Below are 24,137 nucleotides of genomic sequence, written 5' to 3'. Positions count from 1 at the left end.
AGCGACCGACCTGGCGCTCCTGCGATAAGCTCCGCCCCCGATGCTCGACGATCTCCACCACCTCCGTGAGCGCGCCCGCGTCTCGCTGAGCCGGGGAAACCTCGACGACGCCGCGAACGCGCTCGTGACGGCCGCGCAGCAGACGCACGTGGCCGAGCACGACTACGTGTCGGTCCTCCGCCCGCTCGTCGACGTGCTCGAGCGGCGGGGCGACGTGCGCTCGGCCCTCACGGTCGAGTGGTACTTGGCGCTGAACGACGCCGAGGCCATGCGCCGCTGCTATCAGAAGCTCCCCCACGTGCCGCCACAAGACCGCGCGCGCACCCTCGCCGCCTCGAACGACATGGCGAACGCGGCGCGCGAGATGGAGAACGCGGGCCTCGTGGCCGCGGCGGCCATCTACCGCGAGAAGGCGGAAGATTGGCAGGGGGCGCGCGCCCTGTGGTCCCGGCTCGGGCAGGTGACCGGCAGCGGCGCCGACGCGTACAACGCCGCGCTCGTGCAGTTCAACCTCGCGCGGTGCGCGAAGAAGTGCAGCGACGCGCGGCAGGCGCGGGAGGCCACGGTCGCGGCGGTGCGCCTGCTCGAGGAGGCGGCTGACCACTTCGAGTCCGTGGGCCTGCGCGAGCGCGCGTTCGACTGCTTCCAGGTGCTCGTGCAGATAGGCCGCGAGAGCGGGATGTTCGAGGACGTGCTCGAGGGCTTCGTGAACTGCATCCGCATTTTGCGAGAGGACCACCTCAAGTACTTCGCGCTCCAGTACTTCGAGGACGCCCTCGGCGCCGCCAAAGAGAAGGGCGAGCTGTCGGCGGCGGCGACGCTCGCGCGCGAGGCCTCGGAGTACGCGCGAGCGCTCGGCATGTCGGCGACGGCGGCACACTACATCTTGGTGCAGGCCGATCTGTGGCGGAGCGTGGCCCGACAGCACCTGGCCCGCGGAGCGCCCCCCGAGATCGCCGAGAACGCGGTCCTCGCGGCGGTGCTCGCCTTCGGCGAGGTGGGGCACTTCAGCCGAGTAGGTCAGCTCTATCAAGAGCTCGCGGCCATGGACCTCGAGCCACGCCGCAAGGCCCACTACGCCCGCGCGTCGCGGCGCTACGACAACGTGCGCGACGAGGCCCTCGACGCGGCGCCCCTGCCCTCGCATCTCCGGCAGGAGAACCACTTCCCCGATGTGTGGCACGTCGACCTGCTCGAGTGGGAGCAGCAAGGCCAGGCCTCCGAGGCCTGCGCCGACGTGCTCCTGAACCGGAGCTGGCCCGACCTCATCCGCCGCCGCGCCATGCTCGCGCGCCTCACCGCGTTCGCCGTCGAGATGTCGAACGACGCGGGCCCAGCCTCGCAGGCGGCGCGCGCGCGCCTGGCCGACCAGCTCGCGCAGCTGCAGCTCTACGCGGTGCTCTCACCCCTCGAGAAGCTCTTCGCGCGCCCGGAGCGCGCGGTGAAGGTGGCGGTGCTCGTCGCGATGGGCACGCTGTTCTTCAAGCGGAGCTTCATCACCGTGCGCCAGGGGCTACGCGACAGCGATCCCGGGGTCGTGGAGCAGGCGGCGCGCGCCGTCGAGGCGCTCTATTTCCAGCACGCGTTCGACCCGCTCTCGCGCATCATCCGCGAGGCCCCGCAGCCCTTCGTGCGGGCGAGCGCCGTACGGGCCCTCGCAAAGGTCGACACCCTCGAGGCCGCCGAGTTCCTCCTCTCGATCCTCGAGCACGGCGCGCCCGCCGATCGCGTCGCGGCGGTCGAGGCCTTGAAGCGCTCGCGCGGCGCGCGGTTCATCGAGCTCGCGCGCTCAGCCCTCCCCGCCTCCGCGCCCGACGTGCAGGCCGCCCTCCGCGACGTGCTGCGCTCACGCGGGATCGCGGCCTGAGGCGCGGACTGCTCCGACCGCTGGAAGCGATCCCGAAGGGGGGGAGCGCTGCAGGTCCGCGAGCACGAGGTCGACGAGCCAGCGCACGTGGGCGCGACGCTCCTCGAGCAGCGGGGGCCGGAGCAGATCGCCGCCAAGCACACGCGAGAGGAGCGGCGCGTACGTGCACCAATTGATGACCGCGCCCGAGAACGTCACGAAGAGCTGCCGCGCCGCGGCCCGGCCCTGCTCAGGAGCCACCTCGAGGAGCGTCGCCTCCACGAACCGGTAGAGCGGCTCGAAGCTCTTCTCGACGAGCGCGTAGGTGTCGGGGTTCGCGAGCTGCGCTTGCACGAGGGTCGCGTAGCGCGCGTGGGTCGCCATGAAGTCGAGGTACGCGTCGACCAGGCGGTGCATCCGCTCGCGGACGTCACCGCCACCTGCGAGCGCGTCGGCGAGCCCCCGGTGATGCGCGTCGTAGTAGCGCTCGAGCACGGCCTCGAAGAGGCCGCGCATGCTGCCGTAGTGGTAGAACACGAGGGCCTTGTTCACGCCCGCGCGCTCCGCGACGTCGCGCGCGCTCACTCCAGCGTAGCCGACCGCGCAGAACAGCGCCTCGCCGGCCTCCAGGATCCTCGCCTCGGTCGAGGGCTCCGCGATCGGAGCGACCGCGCGCGCGCGCCGCTTCGCCGCGGAGGGCGCGCGCTTCGCGGACGGCCGCTTCGAGGGAGCGACGGAGGTGGGAGCGCGGCTGGCCATGACTTCATTTTGGTCAATTTGTCCGATCGGTCAAGTTTTGATTGACCGATCGGTCAATCGGATTCAAGGTGCAGTCGTGCCGGGCGGAAACAGCGGCACGAGGAGGAGCACCATGGGACTTGCAGCAACGGCGGCGGCGGCGGTTTTCGGGCAGGGCACGACGACGGTGAAGGGCGGCGAGCTCGTCGCGCGAATGCTGGCGGCGGAGGGCGTCACGCACGTCTTCGGCATCATGGACGGCACCTACCTTGGCCTCTGCGCGGCGCTCCGCCCGAACGGCATCGAGCTCGTCACGCCCCGGCACGAGTCGAGCGCCGCCCACATGGCCGGCGCCTACGCGCAGCTCACGGGGCGGCTCGGCGTGTGCATCGCGAGCAACGGCCCCGGCGTGGCGAACATCCTCCCGGGGGTCGCGGTAGAGAACGCCGAGGGCCACCGCGTGCTCCTCATCACGAGCTGCCGGCGCGAGGGCATCGTCTACCCGGATCGCGGCGGCGCCTACCAGTCGTTCGCGCAGGTCGACGTCACGCGCCCCATGACCAAGTGGAGCGGCGTCGTCCCCTCGATGGACCGCCTCGCCGAACTCGTCCGCCGCGCGCTCCGTGAGTGCTTCGAGGGGCGCGCCGGGGTGGTTCACCTCGACGTGCCGGAGAGCATCTTCAACGGGACCCTCGAGCTCGGCGGCGACACGCTGCGCTCTCCGTCTTCCTACCGCTCGACCACCCCGATGGAGGCGTCCGCCGACCAAGTGCGCGAGGTCGCGCGCTGGCTCGACGAGGCGAAGCTCCCGCTCATCCACGCGGGCTCCGGCGTCCTCTGCGCGGGCGCCACGAGGGAGCTCGCCGAGCTCGCCGCGCTCCTCGAGGCGCCGGTGACCACGAGCTGGGCGGCGCGAGGCGCGATCGACGAGCGCGATCCGCACGCGATCTCGATGATCTACGTCGGGGCGGTGAACGAGGCGCGCACGTCCGCCGATCGGGTGCTCGTGCTCGGCTCGCGCCTCGGCGAGACCGACTGGTGGGGAAAGGCTCCCTACTGGGGCAAGCCCGGCGAGCAAGAGCTCGCGCAGGTCGACATCGACGCGGAGACGCTCGGCAACGCTCGCGCGCTGCGCTTCGCCGTGCGGTCCGACGCGAAGACCTTCCTGAAGGCGGTGCTCGCCGAGCTCGGTCGTCGTCGGGGCGCGCCGAATCTCGACCCGCGGCGCGGTCACCTCGCGAAGCTCCGCTCCGCGTGCGCGGCCCGTCGCGCCGAGCTCGACAAGAACCGCTCGGACGACGGCACACCGATGCACTCGGCGCACGTGGCGCGCGTCTGCCAGGAGACCTTCGCCGAGGACGCGATCATGGTCGCCGATGGCGGAAACACGACCATCTGGGCGCAGTTCTTCCACGAAGTGCGCAGGGTGAACTCGATGGTGGGCACGCCGAAGATGGGCATGCTCGGCGCGGGCGTCTCGCAGACCCTCGGGGCGCAGATCGCCTTCCCCGGCCGCCAGGTGTATTGCGTGATCGGCGACGGCGCGATGGGCTTTCACCCCCAGGAGATCGAGACGGCCGTGCGAAACCGTCTGCCCGTCGTCTACCTGGTCCTCTGCGACAAGCAGTGGGGCATGGTGAAGATCAACCAGAGCTTCGCGCTGAAGCCCGTGAAGACCCTGGTCTTCAAGACCCTCGGTCCCGACGAGACCATCAACGCCGATCTGGGAGAGATCCAGTTCGATCTCCTCGCCCGGGCGATGGGCGCACACGGCGAGCGCGTCTCGGATCCTCGCGGGCTCCGCGGAGCCATCCAGCGCTCGCTCGCTTCGGGCAAGCCGGCCGTCATCCACGTGGACGTCGACCCGGTGAAGCACATGTGGGCGCCCGAGCTCCGGACCTTCAAGGACATGCACCAGGAGCCGAAGTCGTGACCGCGGTCCTCGTCACCGGCGCGGCGGGCTACGTGGGGCGAAAGCTCCTCCGCGAGCTCGCCCGCGACGCGGCGGTCTCCCCCCTCGTGGCCACCGACGTCCGCGAGGTGCCCGACGCCGATCGCGAGCCCGGCGTCGTGTACGAGACGCTCGACGTTCGCTCGGCGGACCTCGACGCGCTCCTCTCACGTCATCGCATCGACACGGTGGTGCACCTCGCCACCATCGTCTCGCCCGGCAAGGACCTCCCTCGCGCGGTCCAGTACGACGTCGACGTGCGAGGCACCGAGAACGTGCTCGACGCCTGCGTGCGCGCGGGGGTGGCCAGGCTGGTCGTGACCTCGAGCGGCGCGGCGTACGGCTATCACGCCGACTCCTCGCCGCTGCTCGGCGAAGACGCCCCGCTCCGCGGAAACGAGGAGTTCGCCTACTCGCACCACAAGCGCCTCGTCGAGGAGCGCCTCACCCGTGCGCGCGCGGAGCATCCGTCGCTCGAGCAGCTCGTCTTCCGCCCGGGAACGATCCTCGGCGAGGGCGCCAAGAACCAGATCACCGACATCTTCACCAAGCCGGCGATCGTGGGCCTGCGCGACTCCGAGACGCCGTTCGTATTCGTCGCCGACACCGATGTGGTGCGTGCCATCGCCCAGGGCGTGCGCGAAGGCTGGACCGGGACCTACAACCTCGCGGGCGAAGGCGTGATGACGCTACGCGAGATCGCCGCGCGCCTCGGCAAGCCCTTCGTGGGCATTCCCGAGGGCGCGCTCCGTGCGGGGATCGGGCTGCTTCGGAAGGTCGGAGCGACGCAATACGGCCCCGAGCAGACGGCGTTCCTCGCCCATCGACCCGTGCTGTCCTCGGAGAAGCTCCGGCGAGAGCGAGGCTTCTCGCTGGTCGCGAGCCGCGACGTGTTCGAGACCTGGGCGCGCTCGATCGCGGGGCGCGAGACGTCCGGCAAGCGCGGGCGCTTCGACGGCGCAGTGGTCGTGGTGACCGGCGGCGCCGCCGGGATCGGCCTCGCGACCGCGAGGCGCTTCGCGAGCGAGGGAGCCGACGTCGCGCTCCTCGATCGCGACGGAGAGGCCGCCCAAGCCGCTGCGCGCGTGCTCGTCGCCGACGGGCGTCGCGCCCTCGCGGTCGCCTGCGACGTGTGCGACGAGGGCTCGTGCCGTGAGGCGATGGCCGAGGTCACGCGCGCGTTCGGCGGCGTCGACGTCCTCGTGAACAACGCCGGGGTGTCCCACCGCAGCCTCTTCGCCGAGACCGCGTCTTCGGTGATCCGCCGCGTGATGGACGTGAACTTCTTCGGCGCCGTGCACTGCACGCAGGCCGCGCTGCCGAGCCTGCTAGAGCGCCGCGGCGCGGTGGTCGCCGTCTCCAGCGTCGCGGGTTTCACGCCGCTCGTGGGGCGCACCGGCTACGCGGCGAGCAAGCACGCGCTGCACGGCTTCTTCGACTCGCTGCGGAGCGAGGTCGAGCATCGCGGAGTTCACGTGACGCTGGTGTGCCCCTCGTTCACCGACACGGCGATCGATCGCCACGCGGTCGCGGGCGACGGGCAGCCTGCGACGCTGGCGAAGGCGACCGCAGGTGGGCTCGCGACCCCCGAGGAGATCGCCGCCGCGATCGTCGACGGCGTGCACTCGAAGGCGCGGCGCGTGCTGCCGACGCCCCTCAGCAGGAGCGCTTGGTGGCTCTCGCGCCTCGCGCCACAGACCTACACGCGCGCGATGTTGTCGAAGCAGGGCGCCGAGTTCGGGATCGGCCATGGCGCGAGGCTCGCGCCCTAGCTAGTCTCCTGGAAGCGTGATCCCTTCCAGAAGTCGCGCGGCTCGGCCTTTCGCCACAAGGGAGCGAGGGGGTGTCCCGTTTTCGGCGGCGGTGGGAGGATACTCATGTTCGAGGGTCGGCGTTCTCGCGCGGTCACACCCGAAACCACTGTCCCCTGAGCGCAAAGCGCCGCCTTCACCGCGCGGAACGACGTCCGAGTTGCGGACGGGCCCGCCGCCGCCGAAAACGGGGCACCCCCTCGCTCCTCGGCATGACACCGAAGACCGGACTTCTGATACGAACCACGACTCCAGGGGACTCGTGCTGGCTGCTAGCTAGACCCTTGTGTGCTCGCGAGAGGACCGCGGAGAGTGAGACTCAGCTCGCCTCGGCCACCAGCTTCCGGAGCTTCACGACGGAGGCCACCTCGCCCATCACGATGAGGGTCGAGCCACCGGTGAGCACGAGGTGCGGATCGGGGTTGTACACGAAGGCCCCATCGTTGGTCTTCACGGCGATGACGAGCAGGCTCGTCTCCTTTCGGATCGGCGTGTCCCGGAGGGCCTGCCCGTCGTACGTCGAGCCTGAGGGGATCGCGACCTCCTCGAGGCGGAGCTTCCTCGTGTCGCGGAACATCTGGTCGAAGAACTCGTTCACGTTGGGCCGAAGCAGCTCCGAGGCGATGCGGCGCCCGCCGATCTGCGTGGGGCTCACGACGGCGGTCGCGCCCGCCTTCAGCATCTTCGCCTCGGAGGGATCCTCGATGACCTTGCTCACGATTCGCGCGTTCGGGTTCAGGCTGCGTGCGCTAAGGGTGACGAACACGTTGTCGCGGTCGTCGGTGAGCGCGGCGACCACGCCCGACGCGACGCGCACGCCCGCGGCGATCAGCGCGTGATCGTCGGTGGCGTCTCCGAGCACGTAGAGCATCTGCCCCTCGCAGAGATCCTCGGAGATGCGCTTCATGTGGGCCTCGTTCAGGTCGATCACGACGAAGGCCGTCGCGGTGCTGTGGAGCTCCTCGACGACGTGCCGGCCCGTCGAGCCCGCGCCTGCGATCACCACGTGGCCGCGCAGGGCCTCAATCGCCTTCTGCATTCTCCGCCTCCTCAGCGCCTCTCCGAACGCGCCCTCGATCACGAGGGCGGTGACGTTGCCTTGCGCGTAGGCGACGACGCCCACGCCGAACGCCGCGATGAACCCGGTCAGCAGACGCGCGCCCGCCACCTCTGCCATGTTCGGCAGCTCGCCGAAGCCCACGGTCGTGAGGGTGATGGTGGTCATGTAGACGCACTCCGAGTACCCCCATCGGCCGTGACCGATGAGCCAATAGCCGAGGCCCCCAGCGAGCACCGCGGTGAGAAGCAGCGCCATGGCGCCGAGCAGGCGTCGAAACGGAGCGAGCACCGCGGGAGTGTGCGGAAAGGTAGTCGGCCCGGCCAAGTTTGCGTCAGCGGGCCAGCGCGTCGCGGAGGCTCGGCTCGAGCTCGGGGAAGCGGAACGTGAAGCCCGCGGCGGTGAGCCGCGCGGGGACGGCGTTCTGCCCGGTGAGCACCACCTCGGCGCCGGCCCCCATGAGGGCGCGGAGCGCGAAGCCGGGCACCCGGAAGACGGCTGGCCGCCCCAGCACCCGCCCGAGCGTCCTTGCGAACTCGGCCATGTTCACGGGCGCGGGCGCCGTGATGTTCACGGGCCCCGAGAGCGCTGGGGTGTCCAGCGCGAAGAGCAGCGCGCGCACCGCGTCGTCCGCGTGGATCCACGCGAGGAACTGCCGCCCAGAGCCGACAGGTCCGCCAACGAAGGCGCGAAACGCGGGCAACATCTGCGCGAGCGCGCCGCCCTCCGGGCCGAGCACCACGCCGATGCGCGCCTTCACCACACGGAGGCCCGCCGCGACCGCGGGCTCGGCGGCGGCCTCCCACTCGTCGCACATCCGCGCGAGCACGTCGGACCCGCTCGGTGTGGACTCGTCGCACACCCGGCCGTCATCGAGGAAGCCGTAGTAGCCCACGGCCGAGGCGCTCACGAGCACCGGCGGCGCGGCCCGACCCGGCGATTTCGCCGCCTCGGCGAGGACCTCCGCGACCCGCCGCGTGGGCACGACGCGGCTCCTCCGCGCGTCCTCGAGGTGCGCCTCGTTCCAGCGCTTGTCGAGGATGCCCGCGCCGGCCAGATGCACCACCGCGTCGGCGCGGCCGAGCTCGCGGACCCACGGCGCGTCGCCGGGCTCCGCGGGCGACCAGGGCACGATCGTGGCCAATGGCGAGCTGCCCGCCCGGCGGCTCAACACGACGACCTCGTCGCCGCGCTCCGCGAGCGCGCGGACGAGCCTCTCTCCGATGAACCCCGTCCCGCCCGTGACGACCACCCTCATCATCGACCTCTCGGTGGCGAAGTGAGCACCGCGAGCGCCCCGAGCGCCGCGTCAGCCCCCAAGGTAGGCCTTCTGGATCTCGGGATCGCTCGCGAGCGTCTTGGAGTCACCGGAGAGCGCCACCTCGCCCGTGCGGAGGACGTACGCGCGCGCGCTCGAGCCGAGCGCCATCCGCGTGTTCTGCTCCACGACGAGCACGGTGACGCCCGCGCGCGCGATCTCGCGGATGGCCTTGAAGATCTGAGCGGCGAGCTTCGGGGCGATGCCGAGCGAGGGCTCGTCGAGCAGCACGAGGGAGGGCCTCGCCATGAGGGCGCGGCCGATCGCGAGCATCTGCTGCTCACCTCCCGAGAGCGTGCCGCCCTCCTGCCCGAGCCGCTCGCCGATGCGAGGGAAGAGCGCGATGACGTCGGCGAGCGACTCCTTGATGGTCACGGGATCGCGGTGAACGTAGGCGCCGAGCTCGAGGTTCTCGCGGACCGTGAGGCTCGGGAAGATGGCGCGCCCCTCAGGCACCAGCGACACGCCCAGCTCCACGAGGTCCTCGGTGGCGAGTCCCGCGATGTCCTGTCCGCGGAAGCGGATCTGCCCAGAGGCGAGCGGGAGCAGCCGCACGACGCTCTTCAGCGTGGTGGTCTTTCCCGCGCCATTCGCGCCGATGATGGCCACGATCTCGCCGTAGTTCACCTTCATCGAGACGCCCTTCAGCGCCTTGATGCCTCCGTATTCGACGCGCACGTCGACGAGCTCCAGCAGCGGCGTGCCCTCCGGGAGCGGCTCGTCCCGGCGCGTCGGGTGCTCAACCTTCACTGCCCGCTCCCGCCGCGGCCTGCGGCTCGTCGGACTCGTCGTCGTCGCCGCCGAGGTAAGCGGCCAGCACCTTCGGGTCGTTTTGGACGGCCTCAGGCGTGCCGTGGGCGATGGTCCGCCCTTGGTCGAGCACGTGGATCTCTTCGCAAACCCCCATGACCACCTGCATGTTGTGCTCGACCAGCACGACCGTGAGCGCGAACTTGTCTCGCAGCCAGCGAATCTGCGTCTTCAGGCCCTCGGCCTCGCCGTAGTTCATGCCGGCCGCCGGCTCGTCGAGCAGCAAGAGCTTCGGCTCGAGCATCATCGCGCGGGCGATCTCGAGCCTGCGCTGGTTGCCGTACGGAAGCGACGTGGAGGGCTCGTCGGCCACACCCGCGAGGCCGAACACGTCGAGGAGGTCCATGGCGCGCGCTTGCATCGTGCGCTCGTCTTCGTAGTGAACCTTTGTACGTAGCAGCGCGGCCGTGAGGTGCGCGCGCTTCTGGAGCTCGCAGGCGACGAGCAGGTTCTCGAGGACCGTGAGCTGCGAGAAGAGCCGAATGTTCTGGAAGGTGCGCGCGATCCCCGCCTCGGCGATCTTCGCCGGCGCGAGCGGGCGCACGTCGGTCTTGCCGAAATGGATGCTTCCCGCGTCGTGCTTGTAGACCCCCGTCACGAGGTTGAAGACGGTGGTCTTGCCGGCCCCGTTCGGCCCGATGAGGCCGAAGATGCAGCGCTCCGGCACCGTGAACGACACGTCGCTCACGGCGCGCAATCCGCCGAAGTTCTTGGACACGTTCTTGAGCGTGAGCTCGGTCACGGCGTGTCGCTCCTGGCCCCGCCCGGCGGCGCGTCCGGTGGCGCCGAGCGCGGCTTGGGCGCCCGCTTCTTCTCGAAGATCTCGCGCTCGCCCAGGAGCCCCTCGGGGCGCCAGATCATCAGCGCGATGAGCACGCCCGCGTAGATGATCATGCGCAGCGCGTTCAGGTCGAGCCAGGAGGCCGAGCGCTTCAACGACTGGATGACGTTCGTCGACTGGACGGCCTCGATCGCCTTGATCGTGAAGGTGATGAACACCCCGCCGATGGCCGCGCCCGTGACGCTGCCGGAGCCGCCGAGTATGACCATCGTGATGGCGTCGAACGACGCCGCGAAGTTGTAGTTGTCGGGCTGCACCGTCGGCGTGCCGTCGCGGTTCATCGCCATGAGGCCACCGGCGATGCCCGCCCCGACCGCCGCGATGACGAAGCTGCGGACCTTGTAACGGGTGGGGTCGACCCCCACGGCGGCGGCCGCGATCTCGTCTTCGCGGAGCGCACGGAGGGCGCGGCCCCAGCCGGAAAACTTGAGTCGATACGCCAAGATCCCGAGGACCAGGGCGAGGCCGAAGATCCAGAAGGGGCCCGCGTAGAGCGGCACGCCTTGGTTCTTGGGGCCGGCGTAGCCGTTCTGTCCGCCGAGGCTCGTGATGGCCACGCTGAGCGCGTGGACGAAGGGCCCCACGACCCCCTTCGGCCCTCCCACCTGGGCGAAGGCCTCACCGACGGTCTGCTTCTCCCCGAGCTGCGCGGTCGCGATGAGCAGGCGCACGATCTCGGCGAAGCCGAGCGTTACGATGGCGAGGTAGTCGCCCTTCAGGCGGAGACTGGGCAGGCCCACGAGATACCCGAAGGCGCCCGCGATGAGCGCCGACGCCACGAGCGCCACGGGAACCACGATGAACGATCGCGCGAAGGTGGGATCGCCGCCCCCGAGCGCCTCGTGGAGGTGGGAGCTCACGACGGCGCTGGTGTAGCCGCCGAGGCCGAGGAATCCGGCGTGCCCGATCGAGAACTGGCCGGCCATGCCGTTGATGACGTTCAGCGAGAGCGCGACGAGGACGTTGCACGCGGCGAGCAACAAGAGCTGCCGAATGGAGCTGTCGGGCACGATGCGCTCGAGCGTAAAGTCGAGCACGGTGAAGAGCACGAGCGCGCCGGCCATGAACGCGACGCCGCGGCCGCGGGCTCCGCCACCCGCGCGTTCACCGACGTTGCCGCTGCTCCCCCCGAGGGGATCGCCCGCCGGAGACTTCCCCGATACCATCGTGCGTCGGGTCTACCACGAAGCGGCCGGTGCGAACGCGACTTCGACGCCTGCGCGCGCGCGGGTCGGCCCGGTCCCCGCGTGCCGGTGGTCGCCGCGGCCTCGGCCTTCACTTCACGACGCGGAGATAGGGCGGGAGCTCTCGCTTGGTCTTGCCCCCTACGCGGGGCGGAGGGGGCGCGGCCGCGGGGACGGGCGCCGCCGCCGCCGCAGGGACGGGCACGGCGCGGTCGGGCTCACGCGCGACGACGGGCTTCTCCGCCGCCGCGGGCTTCTTCGCCGCGGGCTTCCCGGCGGCCGGCTTCTTCGCTGCGGGCTTCTTCGCCGCGGGCTTCTCGGCGGGCGCCTTCTTCGCCGCGGGCTTCTCGGCAGGCGCCTTCTTCGCCGCGGGCTTCTCGGCGGGCGCCTTCTTCGCCGCGGGCTTCTCGGCGGGCGCCTTCTTCGCCGCAGGCTTCTTAGGCGCGGGCTTCTCGGCCGCGGGCTTCTTCGCGGCCAGCGTCTGCTCCTCGTCGACCGTGGGCGCCGACGGGGGCGCCGCGGGCACGGCGTGGAGGGCCGCGCGACGCTGCTGCTGCTGCTGCGCCTCGACGAGCTCCCGCGGGACGTCCTCCGGCCACACGAGCCCCTGAGCGTCTTCCCCGGTGAGCGCGAAGACGGACGTCCACGGCACGATGCAGAAGAACGGCGTGCGGTTGAAGCTGAGCGTGCAGCTCATGCCCTGGTCGTCGAACTTCAGATCGCGGATCGGGACCGGCATGTTGAGGCCGACCTGCAGCACGAGCTTGTGCTGGTTCTTGAACCCCATGGGGATGACGACACCCTCGCGCCGCGGGTCGAGGTACACGAACACGCTAGTGCGCTCCAGGAGCGCCAGCGCCACGTCCTTCTTGGGGGGCAGCGGGGACGACATTCGCCCCGGCTCTTAGCGCGGCCGCGCGCGATACGCCACACTGAACCTGGAAGTGGAGCCCCAAAGGGACGAACGCAGGTCGATGCCGAGCCCCGAAGGGGCGAACGCAGGTCGATGCCGAGCCCGCGCCGCAGCCGAGGTCTGCACACGGGTGGTAGCCTCCGCCCGTGCCGAGCGTCCCCCTCCGCGTGCCGCCCATTCCGTGCATTGTGCATGATTCGGTGTTCGACGCCTTCGGCTGGTGCACGAGCGACACGCTCACGTGGGTCTCGGCGGGCGGCCTCGGCGACTGCGCGCCACCGGGGACCGAGAACCCGCCCGGCCTCGGCTTCGTTCTGCAGCCCCCCGAGGTCGACTTCCTGCCCGCGGAGCTGGCTGCGCTGCACCTGCCGCGCGTTCCCCTGCCCGACGGCGCCCGCATGCTCGCCCCGTGGGCGATCGACGACGCGACCGACCTCCTTTACGAGACGCGCACTCGCCCCCGCGCGGCGCTCCTCCTCGCCACGACCAGCCTGGCCGCGCTCTTCTGGGGTCTGCACGACTGGGCGCACTTCCACGCACACGGCCCCTTCGAGGAGCGGGCGGCGACCGAGCTGCAGTGCGACGCGACCGCGCTCGTGTGGCTCCGGCTGAACGCCGAGCTCGTAGGGCTCGGGGCAGCCGCGTGGGAGCGGACGCGCGTCGCCGCCGTCGATCTCTCCCGCGGCCGCTTCGCCGCCGAGGGTCTCCCGTTCGATCCCGAGCGCCTCTCCGCGGAGGCGCTCGACGCGCTCGATGCACGCGCCAGAGACGCCCGCGGCGCTACTTCGCGCGGAGCCGCCCGGTGATGCTCGCGTACTCCGTCTCGTAGTCGCTCTGGCTCGCGGCGATCACGGCGTGGGCCTCGTCCCGCCCGTACACCCGCGCGATCTCGACCACGTGCTCCTGCGAGCCCGGAGGCTGCTTGTAGGTCAGGAAGTAGTGGTGGAGCCGGTCGATGAGCGCCTTCGGACACTCCGCGAGATCGCGCATGTGGCCGTACACGTCGTCGCCCTGGAGCACGGCGATGATCTTGTCGTCGGCCTCGTCGCGGTCGACCATCAGCAGCCCGCCGATGGGCACGGCTTGCACGAGGATGTTGCCGTGCGGGATGTTGCGCTCGGTGAGGATGCAGATGTCGAGCGGATCGTCGTCGCCTCGCGTCCCGCTGCGGCCCGTCTTCTGGTCGCAGAGACCGCCGACGACCGGGCCACAGAGCGTCTGAGGGATGAACCCGTAGAGCGTGGGGCAGGTGTTCGAGAACTTCTGCGGACGGTCGACCTTGAGGATCCCCGTCGCCTTGTCGAGCTCGTACTTGACCGTGTCGGTGGGGACGATCTCCACGTACGAGGTCACCAACTCGGGCGCCTTGGGGCCGATGTCCGGGCCGTGCCACGGGTGCGCGGCGAAGAGGTGCGAGAGGGCTTGCTCGAACGGGCTGCGGCTCATGCGCGCACGCTAGCAGGCTGGCGGCCCGGGGGTGGACGGACCGAAGCAGGCCCGCTCGAGCTCGGTACGACCCCAGCGCACATAGGACGACCGACCGCGGCGCGAGCCCCCACTGGGTCTTGAATCCCGCAGGCGCCTCTGCGATTCTGCTTAAAGTCATGGCCAGTCAACCGCCCCGCCGGCGCTCCTCCGGTCGTATGCACGCGGTGGACTTCGACAGTGAAGCGACGAGCATCACGAATTTCAGCGAGCTGCAGCGCGAGATCGCCGCGCGCAAGCGGCAGGCGCTGCAGGCCTACCTGGTCGTCCTCACGGGCTCGAACGTCGGCGCGATGCACAAGCTCGAGGCGGCCGAGACCGTGCTGGGTCGCTCGAACACGGCCGACCTGCGGCTTACCGACGACGGCATCTCGCGACGGCACGCCCGCATCCTGAAGGCCGGCTCCGACGTCGTCATCGAGGACCTGAACAGCGCCAACGGCACGATGGTGAACGGGGAGCTCATTACGCAGCGCGTGCTGAAGAACGGCGACAAGATCAGCATCGGCGCGAGCACGGTGGTGCGGTTCTCGTTCAACGACACCCTCGACGAGAGCTTCCAGCAGAAGATGATCGAGGCCGCGCTGCGCGACGGGCTCACCCGCGCGTACAACAAGCGGTATTTCCTCGAGCGCCTCGAGACCGAATACGCGTTCGCCAAGCGCCACCACGCCGAGCTCTCGCTGCTGCTCTTCGACATCGATTTCTTCAAGAAGATCAACGACAGCCGCGGCCACCTGGCAGGCGACGCGGTGCTCATGGAGCTCTCTGCGGTGGTGCAGAGCATGCTCCGCACCGAGGACGTCTTCGCCCGGTACGGCGGCGAGGAGTTCGCCGTGCTCGCCCGAGGCACGTCGCTCGCGAAGGCCGCGCTCCTCGCCGAGCGCGTCCGCGCCCGCGTGGAGGAGACCAACTTCAGCTTCGAGGGCATCTCGATCCCGGTCACCATCAGCGTCGGCGTCGCCGGGCTGCCCGAGACCCGCTGCGACGACGCGCAGCAGCTCGTCGCGGGGGCGGACACGGCCCTCTACGACTCCAAGCGCGGCGGTCGCAACCGCGTCACGCTGAAGGACATCCCTATCTAATCTCGTCAACGGGCGAGGCGGCGCGCGGGAGACCGTCGAGGAACGCGGCGAGCGCCCCGAGCACCTCGGGGGCGATCCCGTGGCCGCCCTCGAACCTCACGAAGCGCGCGTCCACCCCGGCCTCGCGCAGCCCCTCGTGGAGTCGTGCCGCGTACGCGTAGGGCAAGATGTCGTCGTCGGCGCCGTGGCTCTGAAACACCTTCAGGCGCGCCAGCGTGGGGAAGAGCGGGCGCCACTCGGGCTCGCACAGAAGTGAGCCCGAGAGCACGACGAGCCCATCGAGCGGGACGTCCTCCCGGAGCGCCGTGTCGGTCGCGAGCATCGCGCCCTGCGAGAAGCCACCGAGGACGAAGCTGGCGTCCGGGTGCTTGGCGCGGAGCTCGCCGAGCAGGCGCGTCACTCGGCCCCGCGCGGCGTCGAGCCCCTCGGGCCGCTCGCGCGTGAGATCGCGGAGCCCGCCTGTCCGCCGCGCCCGCTCGATCGCCTCGAGATCGAGGCGCCACCAGGCGCGGGCGTCCATGAACGGTGGGGCGCCGTAGAGCTCCGCGAACGTGAGCGGCGCCGCGGGGAAGACCATCGTCGTGTCGGGCGCGGCGAACGCGTCGGCGAGGCCCACGAGGTCGTCGCCCGGCGCGCCGAACCCGTGGAGCAGGACGACGATGCGGCGCGGGGAAGGCGCTCGTGGAGGGGGCGCGTTGGCGATCACGCATTCGAGATCGCCTAGCCTCGCGGTCGTCAGGGTTCGGTCGGTCATCGGCGCAGCATCGCCGAAGTGGCGCCTCCCGAGAAGTCGGTCAGCGCGCGAGCTCGCCCGAGGCGAGGACGAACGCGAAGCGGTACGGCGCGGCGTCGAGGTGGAAGTGGCTCCAGTGGTCGCCGTAGCCAGGGCCGAGCACCACACGGAAGAGCCCCCGGTCCGCCACGAGCCGGAGGGCGAGCCGGTGCAGAAAGCGCGAGTGCACTCGCCCCGCGGGGCTCTTCGAGAAAAAATGCCATGAAATCGAGACCTTGAACGCGCCTGCAAGCGCCGCAGGGAGGCCCGCGGGGAGGCGCTCCCCGGCGCCGAGCGCGCCGAAGGTGAAGGAGTCGACGTCGATCGCGTTGCCGAACGCGTGCTCGCTGAAGCGCCGCTGCCCGTTCAGAGACTCGCAGGTGGTCCCGCCGAGATGGTGCAGCTCCTCCGGCGCGCGGCCGTACACCTCGATGGCCGTGCGCTCCACCAGCGCGTCGAAAGCGACGAGCTTCTCGACGAACGCGCTGTGAACGAAGATGGGCGAGGCGTACCGCACGCCGGTGCCCAAGTAGCGCCGCGTGTCGAAACGCGGGCACTTCATTCGCCCCGCGGGGATGTCGCGCGACACCGCGTCGAGGGCGTAGCTCGAGGCGGCCGGCTCGGCGCGCGCGGCCCCTGGCGAGGCGAGGCTCAGCGCGACCGCGACCGTCAGCGTCTCGCCGATCGAGCGTGCAGTGACCAAGCCGCGAGCGGGCGCCATGCTTCATGGTGACCCCCTGGAGCGAAAGCGCCAAGTTTGCGTGCTTGCGGCTCGGCCCGGACCCCCGCGCCTTTGCGCGCCGCCCGACCACGCCGCGCGACCCCGCGACACGGGTAAAATGCAGCGCGACCCCGGCGGCTTTGCTAGTCTTGCGCTTGGGTTCTCTCGAGGTAGCTCACCATGGCCGTCATCAACGCCGGAGACGTCATCGCCGGGAAGTACCGCGTCGAGCGAGTGCTCGGTGAGGGCGGGATGGGCTTCGTCGTCGCGGCGACCCACCTCACGCTCGAGATCCCGGTCGCCATCAAGTTCATCCGCGACGGCGCGCTCGGCACGCGCGAGGCCAGCGTGCGCTTCCTCCGCGAGGCGCAGGCCGCCGTCCAGATACGCAACCCGCACGTCGCGCACGTGTACGACGTCGGCGCCCTCGAGACCGGCGAGCCGTTCATGGTCATGGAGTACCTCGAGGGGTGCGACCTGTCCGACCTCTACAAGCAGCGCGGCGCGCTGCCCCCGGCGGAGGCGTGCGAGTACGTGCTGCAGGCGTGCGACGCCCTCGGCGAGGCGCACTCGCTCGGCATCATCCATCGCGACGTGAAGCTCGGGAACCTGTTCCTCACGCGCGGCGCCGCCGGCGTACCCATCGTGAAGGTGCTCGACTTCGGCCTGTCGAAGGCGAACCCCTTCGGCGGCGGCGAGACAGGCGTCACCATGTCCGCGGCCGTGCTCGGCTCGCCGCGCTTCATGTCGCCCGAGCAACTCCAAGACCCCCGCACCGTCGACGGCCGCACCGACATCTGGGCGTTGGGCGTCATCCTCTACACGCTGCTCGCCGGGCGGCCGGCGTTCGACGCCGAGACCGTGGGCAAGCTCTTCGCGAAGGTGATGGGCGAGTCTCCGCCACCGCTGCGCGAGCTGAACCCGACCCTCGATCCGGGGCTCGTCGCCATCGTCGATCGCTGCCTCCAGAAGTCGCTGGACGCGCGCATGCCCAACGTCGCCGAGCTCGCCGCGGGGCTCGTGCCCTACTGCATGAACACCGCCCACGCGCAGACGACCGCGGCCCGGCTCGCGTCGCTCCAGCCAAGCCCGCCGAGCGCGGCGGGAGCAGGCGCGACGCGGCATCCAACCCCCACGGTGCCGCCCGCGTCCGGGCGCTCGACCTCGCTCGAGCTAGGCGGGCCCTGGGCGGGAGCGGCGCCCCAGCCCCCACCGCCAGAGGGGAGCTCGCGCTTGTGGCTCGGCCTCGGGGTCGCGCTCGCCGTCATCGGGGTCGCGGGTGGCGCGTTCTATGTCAGTCGTAACCAGGTGCCCCCCGGCCACGCCGAGGTGGTGCCCGTGCCCGCCGAGCCACCGGCGCTGCCGACCGTCGAGCCCCCCACGGCGCCCGCCGTCGTGGGCGCGGGAGTGGGCAAGGTCGCCTCGAAGTCCGTGGTCCCCGCTGCCCCCACGGTCGCGAGCCCCGTCGTCGCGACGGGCCCGACCCCGGCGGCCGCGCCTCGCCCGACACAGGGACCGAAGCCCGCCGCCACGCCCACCACGCCGACCGGCCCGGCACCGACAGCCCCGACCGCCGCGCCGAAGCCCAAGCCGGCGAGCCCGGACATCCCGACCACCCGCGACTGACCCGACGCCCCGCTCTCGCCGCTCCGCGACGCCTCCGCTCTTTCTCTTCTGTCTCTTCCTCCTCACCGTCCGTCGCTCTCCGTGCTTATGGTCCCGCGCCTCCGCTCCAGCTCCCGCATCAGCCGCGCCCCCGCTCGCCGCCTCGCGTCCCTCGGCGCGCTGACCCTCGCTTGGTGCCTCGCCGCCTCCGCGCACGCGGGCCCGTCGGCCGCCGACAAGAAGGCCGCCGACGCCCTGTTCGAGGAGGGGCGCGCCCACGTCGAGGCCGGCGAGTTCCTGCTCGGCTGCCCGAAGCTCCTCGCCAGCTACAAGCTCGACCCGACCGTAGGGACGCTCCTCAACCTCGCCGACTGCCACCAGCGCGCCGGCCAGACCGCGACGGCGTACGAGAAGTTCCAGGCCGCGGCCGAGCTCGCGAAGAAGCTCGGACGGGCCGACCGCGAGAAGACCGCGCGCGACCGCCTCGATCTGCTCGAGCCCCAGCTCACCAAACTCGCGCTCGAGCTGAAGGAGCCCGGCGACGTGACCATCACGCTCGACGGCACGCCCATCAGTCGCCAAGACGCGCAGGCGCCGATCCGCGTCGATCCTGGCGCCCACACGCTCTTCGTCGCGGCGCCGGACAGGAAGCCCTTCAGCGTGACGCTCGAAGCCAAAGAGCCCGGCAAGACCTACCCCGTCGTCGTGCCCGCGCTGACCCGCGAGGGTGAAGAGCCCCCGGTCGTCGCGCCCAAGCCCAAGGTCCCGCCTCCCGAGGAGCCCGCCCCCTCCAACGCCCGGCGAACGACCGGCTTCGTGGTGGGCGGCATCGGCCTCGTGCTGGCGGGCGTGGGCGGCTACTTCGGCCTCCGCACCTTCTCGAGCTGGAGCGACTCCCAGGCGCGATGCAACGACAAGGGCTGTGATCGCGAAGGCGTCGACCTCGCCACCGACGCCAAGACCTCGGGGTTCTTGTCGACCATCGGGCTGGCGGCGGGCGGCGTCGCGTTCGCGACCGGCCTCGTGCTCGTGCTCACCGCGCCGAGCGCCAAGACCGGCGCCAACAGAATCGGGAAGCCGAACGCGCGGCTCACGCCCAGCGTGGGCCCAGGCGCCGTCGGGCTGTCGCTCGGGGGGACCTTCTGATGCGCCCACGCTTCTCCGCCGTGGTCCTCGTCACCGGCGCCTGCGGGGCGCTCTTCGCGTGCAACCTCATCGTCGGCGTACACGACGTAAAGCTCCGTAAGGACTCAGGAACTACTGAGCGCGATGGCGAGATCGTGTTGCCCCCCGAGGTGGAGGGTGGCACCGGCCCCGAGCCGTCGCGCTTCACTGAGCTCGCGCTCGGCAAGTACCACACGTGCGCCAAGCGACGGAGCGGCACGGTCAAGTGCTGGGGCGACGACGGCGCGGGCCAGATAGGCACGGGCGGCAAGGGCCGCGAGACCAGCGACGCCGGGATCCCGGTCGTGCCCACTCCGGTGTTCGTGGAGAACGTGAGCGCGTTCACCATCGCCGCAGGCGCGCAGCACACCTGCGTCGCGCAGGTCGACGGCACGGTGAGCTGCTGGGGCTTCAACGTGAGCGGGCAGCTCGGAAACGGCTCGACCACGACGGCGACCACGCCTACCCCCACGCGCGTACTGGTCGACGCGCTGCGGCTCGGGGCCGGCTCGTCTCACACGTGCGCCGTGCGCCGCAACGGAGAGCTCGCGTGCTGGGGGAGCAACGCGACCGGCCAGCTCGGCAACGCCTCGACCACCTCGACCAACGTACCCATCCCGCTGCAGGACCTCCAGAACGTGAAGGGACTCACGCTCGGGCAGTCGCACAGCTGCGCCTTCACCTCCACGGGAGACGCCTTCTGCTGGGGCGAGAACTTCAACGGCCAGCTGGCGACCACCGGCGCCTCGCGCGAGGTGCTTCCGCGCAAGTGCTCGGGCGTGAGCGGCGTCACCGCCATGGCCGCGTCGAACGACTCGACCTGCGCCGTCGTCGCCAACGGCGGCGTGGTGTGCTGGGGCAAAGACGACCTCGGACAGCTCGGCAAGGGCGTGGCGGGCGGGGCCAAGAACCCGACTCCGACGCCCGTGCAGGGGGTCGCGGGGGCCACCGCGATCGCGGCGGGCGCCGAGCACTTCTGCGCGCTGACGGGGGAAGGGACCGTGTTCTGTTGGGGGAGCAACCGCATCGGCCAGCTCGGCTCGAGCGCCGGTGGCCGCGACGGAGGCGGCGCCGAGATCGTCCGCCCGACGGTGGTCGCGGGCTTGTCCGCCGTCGCGATCGGCGCGGGCGGCGAGCACACGTGCGCCGTCAAGACCGACGACGGCATCGCGTGCTGGGGTGACAACGGCCACGGCGAGCTCGGCATCGGCCTCAGCAAGGCCAGCTCGAGCCTGCCCGTCGCGGTCAGCAACTTCCCCTAGTCCCCTGGAGTCGTGGTTCGTATCAGAAGTCCGGTCTTCGGTGTCATTCCGAGGAGCGAGGGGGTGCCCCGTTTTCGGCGGCGGCGGGCCCGTCCTCAACTCGGACGTCGTTCCGCGCGGTGGAGGCGGCGCTTTGCGCTCAGGGGACAGTGGTTTCGGGTGTGACCGCGCGAGAACGCCGACCCTCGAACATGAGTATCCTCCCACCGCCGCCGAAAACGGGACACCCCCTCGCTCCCTTGTGGCGAAAGGCCGAGCCGCGCGACTTCTGGAAGGCATCACGCTTCCAGGGGACTAGCTCACGCTCGCGGCGCGCGTACGCGCGCCGCTGCAGGCGGCTCGCGTACGAGAACAAAAAAGGGAGCGAGCCGCGTGCCCGAGGAGGGGACGCGGCTCGTGGAGACCGTCTTGCGGCCGTGTTGGCCTCAGAGGCGCGAGATGAGCGCGGAGCCGAGCGCGGGCTGGTCGATCTTCCCGAACCAGCAGCTCCACACGGCCTTCATGAAGTCGACGCCGTCGATCGTGGCCGAGCCGGCGCCGGCGATCCAGATCGTGGTCTTCTTCGTGGTCGAGTTGTAGCTGATGGAGAGGCCGGTCTTCTCCGGGAGCTCGGCCTTGTTGCAGGCGCCCAGGTACCGCCCGATCTTGGCCTGGTCCCCGTAGCCGTTCATGGCGAACGCGTCGCGCATCGCGGCCTGGATCTTCTCGCAAGGGAGATCGCGGAGGGTCTGCCAGGTGAAGCGCTTGTCGACGTCGGCGTCGATGACGGCCTGCTTCGTGTTCGCCGTGGGCAGCTCCTTCATCTCGTGACTGATCGCGTAGACCTTCACGTTGATGAAGGCGATGCTCTTCGTGCGGACGCCGGAGCCGGTCTGGTACCAGCCGTTGGCGCCGCGCTCGAGGCCGAAGGCGGCCGACGTGAGGGTGAGGAGCGCCGAGAGGACGACCAGGAAGAAGGAGAACTTGGCTTTGCTGTGCATGGATTTCCTCGGAGTGGTCACGGCAGCCGGGGCGGCACCGCGGGTAGGCTCGTGGTTCGACGGAGCTCGCCCTTACCCCATACAAGGAGACCGAAAGGGCACCCATTTTTTTCTTGGCCGCGCCCCTTGACGAGCGCCGCCAGCGTTCAGCACCCGGCGGCGTAAGCGTCCAAGACTCCAAGCGAAAGATTCCGTACGAGCACGGGCCCTCGGTACACGAGGGCGGTGTACAGCTGAACGAGCGTTGCGCCCGAGCGGAGCCGCTCGACCGCGTCCTCGGGGGTCGACACGCCGCCCACCGCGACGATCGGGACGCGACCGTCGACCCGACGCGCGAGGGCCCCCAGCACCTCGAGCGAGCGCCTCGCCAGCGGCGCGCCCGAGAGACCGCCCACGAGGCCCTGCGCGGAGGCGGGCAGACCGTCCCGCGAGAGCGTGGTGTTGGTCGCGATGAGCCCGTCGACCCCCGCGGCCAGCGCCTCGTCGACGAGCGCCGCGAGCTCGGCGTCCGTGAGGTCCGGTGAGAGCTTCACGAGGACGGGCGGGCGCCGGCTCGACGTGTCGCGCGCGCGCACCACGGCGCCGAGCAGAGCACGGAGGGCGCCGCCGGTCTGCAGGCTGCGGAGCCCCTCGGTGTTCGGGCTCGACACGTTCACGGCCACGTAGTCGGCGACGTCCGCGACCGCGAGCGTGAGCGCCGCGTACTCGTCGGGGGCGGCGTCGAGGGGCACGTCGCGGTTCTTGCCGATGTTCACCCCCAGCACGCCGGACAGCGGGCCAGCGGCGCGGAGGCGACGGAGGCGGCGAACCACCACGTCGACGCCAGCGCTCGGGAAACCGAGCCGATTCACGAGGGCGCGCGCGGAGGGCACGCGGGCGAGGCGAGGTCCGTCGTTGCCTCGCTGGGGGGCGCGGGTGACCGTACCGACCTCGACGTGCCCGAAGCCAAACGCGAAGAGCGCGGGCACCGCGAGCGCGTCCTTGTCGTAGCCTGCGGCGAGCCCGATAGGCGTTGGGAACGTGAGCCCGAACGCGCGCACCTCGAGGCGCGGATCTCGCACGACTTGCCGGCGCGCGATGAGGCGCAGCGCCGCCGCGGGGAGCCTCGCGGCGGTCTCGAGGGCGACGGCGTGCGCGACCTCCGGCGGCAGCTGGGCGAGCAGCGCGACCGACAAGCTCACGTCGCCCCGTCGGCGGCGAGGAACGAGAGCACCCGGTCACGCGCGCCCGTCGTCACGCGGCCGGACGCCGCGAGGCAGAGAACCAGCTCGCGCAGCGTGAGCGCGGCGTGCAGCGCGATGCCGCGGTCGGCGAGGAGCGCGCGGGCGCCCTGCTCGCGGTCGACGAGCACCACCACGTCGGAGACCCGCAGGCTCGCCTCGGTGAGCGGGCCGAGCGCCTCGAGCTTCGCGTCGCCGCGGGTGGCGATGTCGTCGAGCACGACCACGCGTTCTCCGGCCTCGAAGAGCCCCTCGATCGAGGCCTTGGCGCCGTAGGTCTTCGCCTGACCGCGCGGGTAGATCATGGGCCACCCCGTGCGCAGCGACACCGCGGTGCCGAGCGGCAAGGCGGCGTACGGCAGCGCCGCCACGCGATCGAAGGTGAGACCGCGGCAGAGGTCGGCCAGCACCTCCGCCACGAAGGCAAGCGCGCGCGGGTGCGACACCAGGCGGCGGAGGTCGACGTACACCGGCGACTCCAAGCCGCTCTTCAGCGTGAAGCTGCCGAACCGCACCGCGCCGCACGCGAAGAGCGTCTCGGCGAGCTCCGCGGTGCGCGCCGAAGCCGACAGATCGAATGCGCTCTGCACGCTTTCGCGGGGGCGCTCGGCGGCGCGCTCGATGGCGGCGGCGAGCCGGGCGGCCTCGGCGCGGACCGCGTCGGGAGAGCCGAGCGACGAGAGCCCCCGCGAGACGTTCACGAGGAACCCCGAGCCGTCGTCGCGGCGCGCGGCGCCCACGGCGGCCTCGAGGTCGCCACCTTGCGCCCCCACGCCGGGGAGCAACAACCATGCGCGAGGAGCGCGGGCGCGCACGCGCCTCACCGCGTCGGGCCGCGTGGCGCCGACGACGAGGCCCGCGCGCGCCTCGCCGAGGGCCGCGACGTCGGCCGCCACGCGCTCGTAGAGGGGCTCGCCGGTCCATGACCGCGCGGCTTGCACCGGCTCCGCTTCGGGATTCGACGTGCGCGCGAGCACGAAGACACCGAGGCCCGCGTCGGTGAAGGGGGCGAGCGCGCCGACCCCGAGGTAGGGGCTCACCGTGAGCGCGCCGACCCCAAGCGCCCGGGCCGCGGTGGCGTACGCGGCGTTCGTGTCGCCGATGTCGCCACGCTTGGCGTCGAGCAGGCAGGGCACGTCCGGCGGCAGCGCCCTCACGAGATCCTCGAGCGCGAGGAGGCCCGCAGAGCCGTGGGCCTCGAAGAACGCGACGTTCGGCTTGAAGGCGCACGCGTGGGGCGCCGCGGCCTCGGCGAGGCGGAGGCACTCCGCGACGAGCTCGGAGGCCGACGAGACGCGCGGGTCGAGGCCGACGCACAGATGCGAGCCCACCTCGCGAGCCCGTCGCTCGAGCTTCTCGAAGAACGTGTCCACG

General features: G+C 71.3%; 21 protein-coding genes. 8 read left to right on the top strand and 13 right to left on the bottom strand.

The annotated features are described in order from the left end of the window. The first annotated feature begins 40 nt into the window (after positions 1-40). The gene (locus IPQ09_18615; protein MBL0196200.1) at positions 41-1,867 is read left to right on the top strand and encodes a HEAT repeat domain-containing protein; all 1,827 of its coding nucleotides are present in this window, start codon (positions 41-43) and stop codon (positions 1,865-1,867) included. On the opposite strand, the gene IPQ09_18610 is transcribed toward IPQ09_18615, so the two are convergent. Further along, on the bottom strand, positions 1,847-2,605 hold the full coding sequence (locus IPQ09_18610) for a TetR/AcrR family transcriptional regulator (protein MBL0196199.1): 759 nt from the start codon (positions 2,603-2,605) through the stop codon (positions 1,847-1,849). The two genes, IPQ09_18615 and IPQ09_18610, sit on opposite strands and share 21 nt — an antisense overlap. Positions 2,606-2,717: 112 nt before the next feature. Between IPQ09_18610 and IPQ09_18605 the strand changes: the two genes are divergently transcribed. Both IPQ09_18605 and IPQ09_18600 read left to right on the top strand, forming a co-directional pair. Beyond that, complete coding sequence (locus IPQ09_18605; GenBank protein ID MBL0196198.1) at positions 2,718-4,517, top strand: thiamine pyrophosphate-binding protein; 1,800 nt, start codon at positions 2,718-2,720, stop codon at positions 4,515-4,517. Further along, the gene (locus IPQ09_18600; GenBank protein MBL0196197.1) at positions 4,463-6,307 is read left to right on the top strand and encodes an SDR family oxidoreductase; all 1,845 of its coding nucleotides are present in this window, start codon (positions 4,463-4,465) and stop codon (positions 6,305-6,307) included. The genes IPQ09_18605 and IPQ09_18600 overlap by 55 nt, the downstream gene beginning before the upstream one ends. Before the next feature lie 358 nt (positions 6,308-6,665). Here IPQ09_18600 and IPQ09_18595 read toward each other — a convergent pair whose 3' ends face one another. The 6 genes from IPQ09_18595 to IPQ09_18570 all read right to left on the bottom strand — a co-directional run bounded on the left by IPQ09_18595 (position 6,666) and on the right by IPQ09_18570 (position 12,448). Further along, positions 6,666-7,694 (bottom strand): potassium channel protein, encoded by a 1,029-nt coding sequence (locus tag IPQ09_18595; protein MBL0196196.1) that lies wholly within the window; start codon positions 7,692-7,694, stop codon positions 6,666-6,668. A 43-nt stretch (positions 7,695-7,737) separates the two neighbouring features. Then, complete coding sequence (locus IPQ09_18590; GenBank protein MBL0196195.1) at positions 7,738-8,661, bottom strand: TIGR01777 family protein; 924 nt, start codon at positions 8,659-8,661, stop codon at positions 7,738-7,740. A 51-nt stretch (positions 8,662-8,712) separates the two neighbouring features. Further along, a complete protein-coding gene (locus IPQ09_18585; protein MBL0196194.1) occupies positions 8,713-9,417 on the bottom strand; it encodes an ABC transporter ATP-binding protein in 705 nt (234 codons plus the stop codon). 43 nt (positions 9,418-9,460) lie between these two features. Then, the gene (locus IPQ09_18580) at positions 9,461-10,273 is read right to left on the bottom strand and encodes an ABC transporter ATP-binding protein (GenBank protein MBL0196193.1); all 813 of its coding nucleotides are present in this window, start codon (positions 10,271-10,273) and stop codon (positions 9,461-9,463) included. After that, entirely contained in the window at positions 10,270-11,436 is a 1,167-nt protein-coding gene (locus tag IPQ09_18575; protein ID MBL0196192.1) for a branched-chain amino acid ABC transporter permease, read from the bottom strand. Before IPQ09_18575 ends, IPQ09_18580 begins: the two co-directional genes overlap by 4 nt. A 211-nt stretch (positions 11,437-11,647) precedes the next feature. Further along, positions 11,648-12,448, bottom strand: a complete 801-nt coding sequence (locus tag IPQ09_18570) for a hypothetical protein (GenBank protein ID MBL0196191.1) — start codon at positions 12,446-12,448, stop codon at positions 11,648-11,650. A 167-nt stretch (positions 12,449-12,615) separates the two neighbouring features. Between IPQ09_18570 and IPQ09_18565 the strand changes: the two genes are divergently transcribed. Then, positions 12,616-13,275 (top strand): hypothetical protein, encoded by a 660-nt coding sequence (locus tag IPQ09_18565; GenBank protein ID MBL0196190.1) that lies wholly within the window; start codon positions 12,616-12,618, stop codon positions 13,273-13,275. Here the strand turns inward: IPQ09_18565 and IPQ09_18560 are convergent. Beyond that, positions 13,250-13,915, bottom strand: a complete 666-nt coding sequence (locus IPQ09_18560; protein MBL0196189.1) for an inorganic pyrophosphatase — start codon at positions 13,913-13,915, stop codon at positions 13,250-13,252. The two genes, IPQ09_18565 and IPQ09_18560, sit on opposite strands and share 26 nt — an antisense overlap. A 197-nt stretch (positions 13,916-14,112) precedes the next feature. Between IPQ09_18560 and IPQ09_18555 the strand changes: the two genes are divergently transcribed. After that, positions 14,113-15,039, top strand: a complete 927-nt coding sequence (locus tag IPQ09_18555) for a diguanylate cyclase (GenBank protein MBL0196188.1) — start codon at positions 14,113-14,115, stop codon at positions 15,037-15,039. On the opposite strand, the gene IPQ09_18550 is transcribed toward IPQ09_18555, so the two are convergent. Beyond that, positions 15,032-15,793: a phospholipase gene (locus IPQ09_18550; GenBank protein MBL0196187.1), complete on the bottom strand. Its 762-nt coding sequence runs from the start codon at positions 15,791-15,793 to the stop codon at positions 15,032-15,034. The genes IPQ09_18555 and IPQ09_18550 overlap by 8 nt on opposite strands. 40 nt (positions 15,794-15,833) lie before the next feature. Then, entirely contained in the window at positions 15,834-16,532 is a 699-nt protein-coding gene (locus IPQ09_18545) for an extensin family protein (GenBank protein ID MBL0196186.1), read from the bottom strand. Between the two features lie 180 nt (positions 16,533-16,712). Here IPQ09_18545 and IPQ09_18540 point away from each other — a divergent pair, with 180 nt between their 5' ends. From IPQ09_18540 to IPQ09_18530, 3 genes are all read left to right on the top strand, one after another. Continuing rightward, positions 16,713-18,158 (top strand): protein kinase, encoded by a 1,446-nt coding sequence (locus IPQ09_18540; GenBank protein ID MBL0196185.1) that lies wholly within the window; start codon positions 16,713-16,715, stop codon positions 18,156-18,158. Positions 18,159-18,239: 81 nt separating this feature from the next. Further along, positions 18,240-19,283 carry a tetratricopeptide repeat protein gene (locus IPQ09_18535; protein ID MBL0196184.1) on the top strand — a complete coding sequence of 348 codons (1,044 nt, stop codon included), beginning with the start codon at positions 18,240-18,242 and terminating at the stop codon, positions 19,281-19,283. Continuing rightward, positions 19,283-20,563: a hypothetical protein gene (locus IPQ09_18530; protein ID MBL0196183.1), complete on the top strand. Its 1,281-nt coding sequence runs from the start codon at positions 19,283-19,285 to the stop codon at positions 20,561-20,563. The genes IPQ09_18535 and IPQ09_18530 overlap by 1 nt, the downstream gene beginning before the upstream one ends. A 425-nt stretch (positions 20,564-20,988) precedes the next feature. Here IPQ09_18530 and IPQ09_18525 read toward each other — a convergent pair whose 3' ends face one another. The 3 genes from IPQ09_18525 to pyrF all read right to left on the bottom strand — a co-directional run bounded on the left by IPQ09_18525 (position 20,989) and on the right by pyrF (position 24,136). Then, positions 20,989-21,543, bottom strand: a complete 555-nt coding sequence (locus tag IPQ09_18525) for a chalcone isomerase family protein (GenBank protein MBL0196182.1) — start codon at positions 21,541-21,543, stop codon at positions 20,989-20,991. A gap of 146 nt (positions 21,544-21,689) precedes the next feature. After that, entirely contained in the window at positions 21,690-22,724 is a 1,035-nt protein-coding gene (locus IPQ09_18520; GenBank protein MBL0196181.1) for a quinone-dependent dihydroorotate dehydrogenase, read from the bottom strand. Continuing rightward, complete coding sequence (gene pyrF / locus IPQ09_18515) at positions 22,721-24,136, bottom strand: orotidine-5'-phosphate decarboxylase (protein ID MBL0196180.1); 1,416 nt, start codon at positions 24,134-24,136, stop codon at positions 22,721-22,723. The genes IPQ09_18520 and pyrF overlap by 4 nt, the downstream gene beginning before the upstream one ends. Between the last annotated feature and the right edge of the window lies 1 nt (position 24,137).

It is taken from the genome of Myxococcales bacterium, from assembly GCA_016720545.1.
Lineage (GTDB): Bacteria > Myxococcota_A > Polyangia > Polyangiales > Polyangiaceae > JAAFHV01.
This window is presented reverse-complemented; position numbering and strand designations above follow the sequence as displayed.

Excerpts from the sequence above, each read along its gene's own strand:
- IPQ09_18615 (MBL0196200.1), top strand. The coding sequence starts at position 41 with ATGCTCGACGATCTCCACCACCTCCGTGAGCGCGCCCGCGTCTCGCTG.
- IPQ09_18610 (MBL0196199.1), bottom strand. The coding sequence starts at position 2,605 with ATGGCCAGCCGCGCTCCCACCTCCGTCGCTCCCTCGAAGCGGCCGTCC.
- IPQ09_18605 (MBL0196198.1), top strand. The coding sequence starts at position 2,718 with ATGGGACTTGCAGCAACGGCGGCGGCGGCGGTTTTCGGGCAGGGCACG.
- IPQ09_18590 (MBL0196195.1), bottom strand. The coding sequence starts at position 8,661 with ATGAGGGTGGTCGTCACGGGCGGGACGGGGTTCATCGGAGAGAGGCTC.
- IPQ09_18575 (MBL0196192.1), bottom strand. The coding sequence starts at position 11,436 with ATGGCCGGCGCGCTCGTGCTCTTCACCGTGCTCGACTTTACGCTCGAG.
- IPQ09_18570 (MBL0196191.1), bottom strand. The coding sequence starts at position 12,448 with ATGTCGTCCCCGCTGCCCCCCAAGAAGGACGTGGCGCTGGCGCTCCTG.
- IPQ09_18560 (MBL0196189.1), bottom strand. The coding sequence starts at position 13,915 with ATGAGCCGCAGCCCGTTCGAGCAAGCCCTCTCGCACCTCTTCGCCGCG.
- IPQ09_18555 (MBL0196188.1), top strand. The coding sequence starts at position 14,113 with ATGCACGCGGTGGACTTCGACAGTGAAGCGACGAGCATCACGAATTTC.
- IPQ09_18550 (MBL0196187.1), bottom strand. The coding sequence starts at position 15,793 with ATGACCGACCGAACCCTGACGACCGCGAGGCTAGGCGATCTCGAATGC.
- IPQ09_18545 (MBL0196186.1), bottom strand. The coding sequence starts at position 16,532 with ATGGCGCCCGCTCGCGGCTTGGTCACTGCACGCTCGATCGGCGAGACG.
- IPQ09_18540 (MBL0196185.1), top strand. The coding sequence starts at position 16,713 with ATGGCCGTCATCAACGCCGGAGACGTCATCGCCGGGAAGTACCGCGTC.
- IPQ09_18530 (MBL0196183.1), top strand. The coding sequence starts at position 19,283 with ATGCGCCCACGCTTCTCCGCCGTGGTCCTCGTCACCGGCGCCTGCGGG.
- IPQ09_18525 (MBL0196182.1), bottom strand. The coding sequence starts at position 21,543 with ATGCACAGCAAAGCCAAGTTCTCCTTCTTCCTGGTCGTCCTCTCGGCG.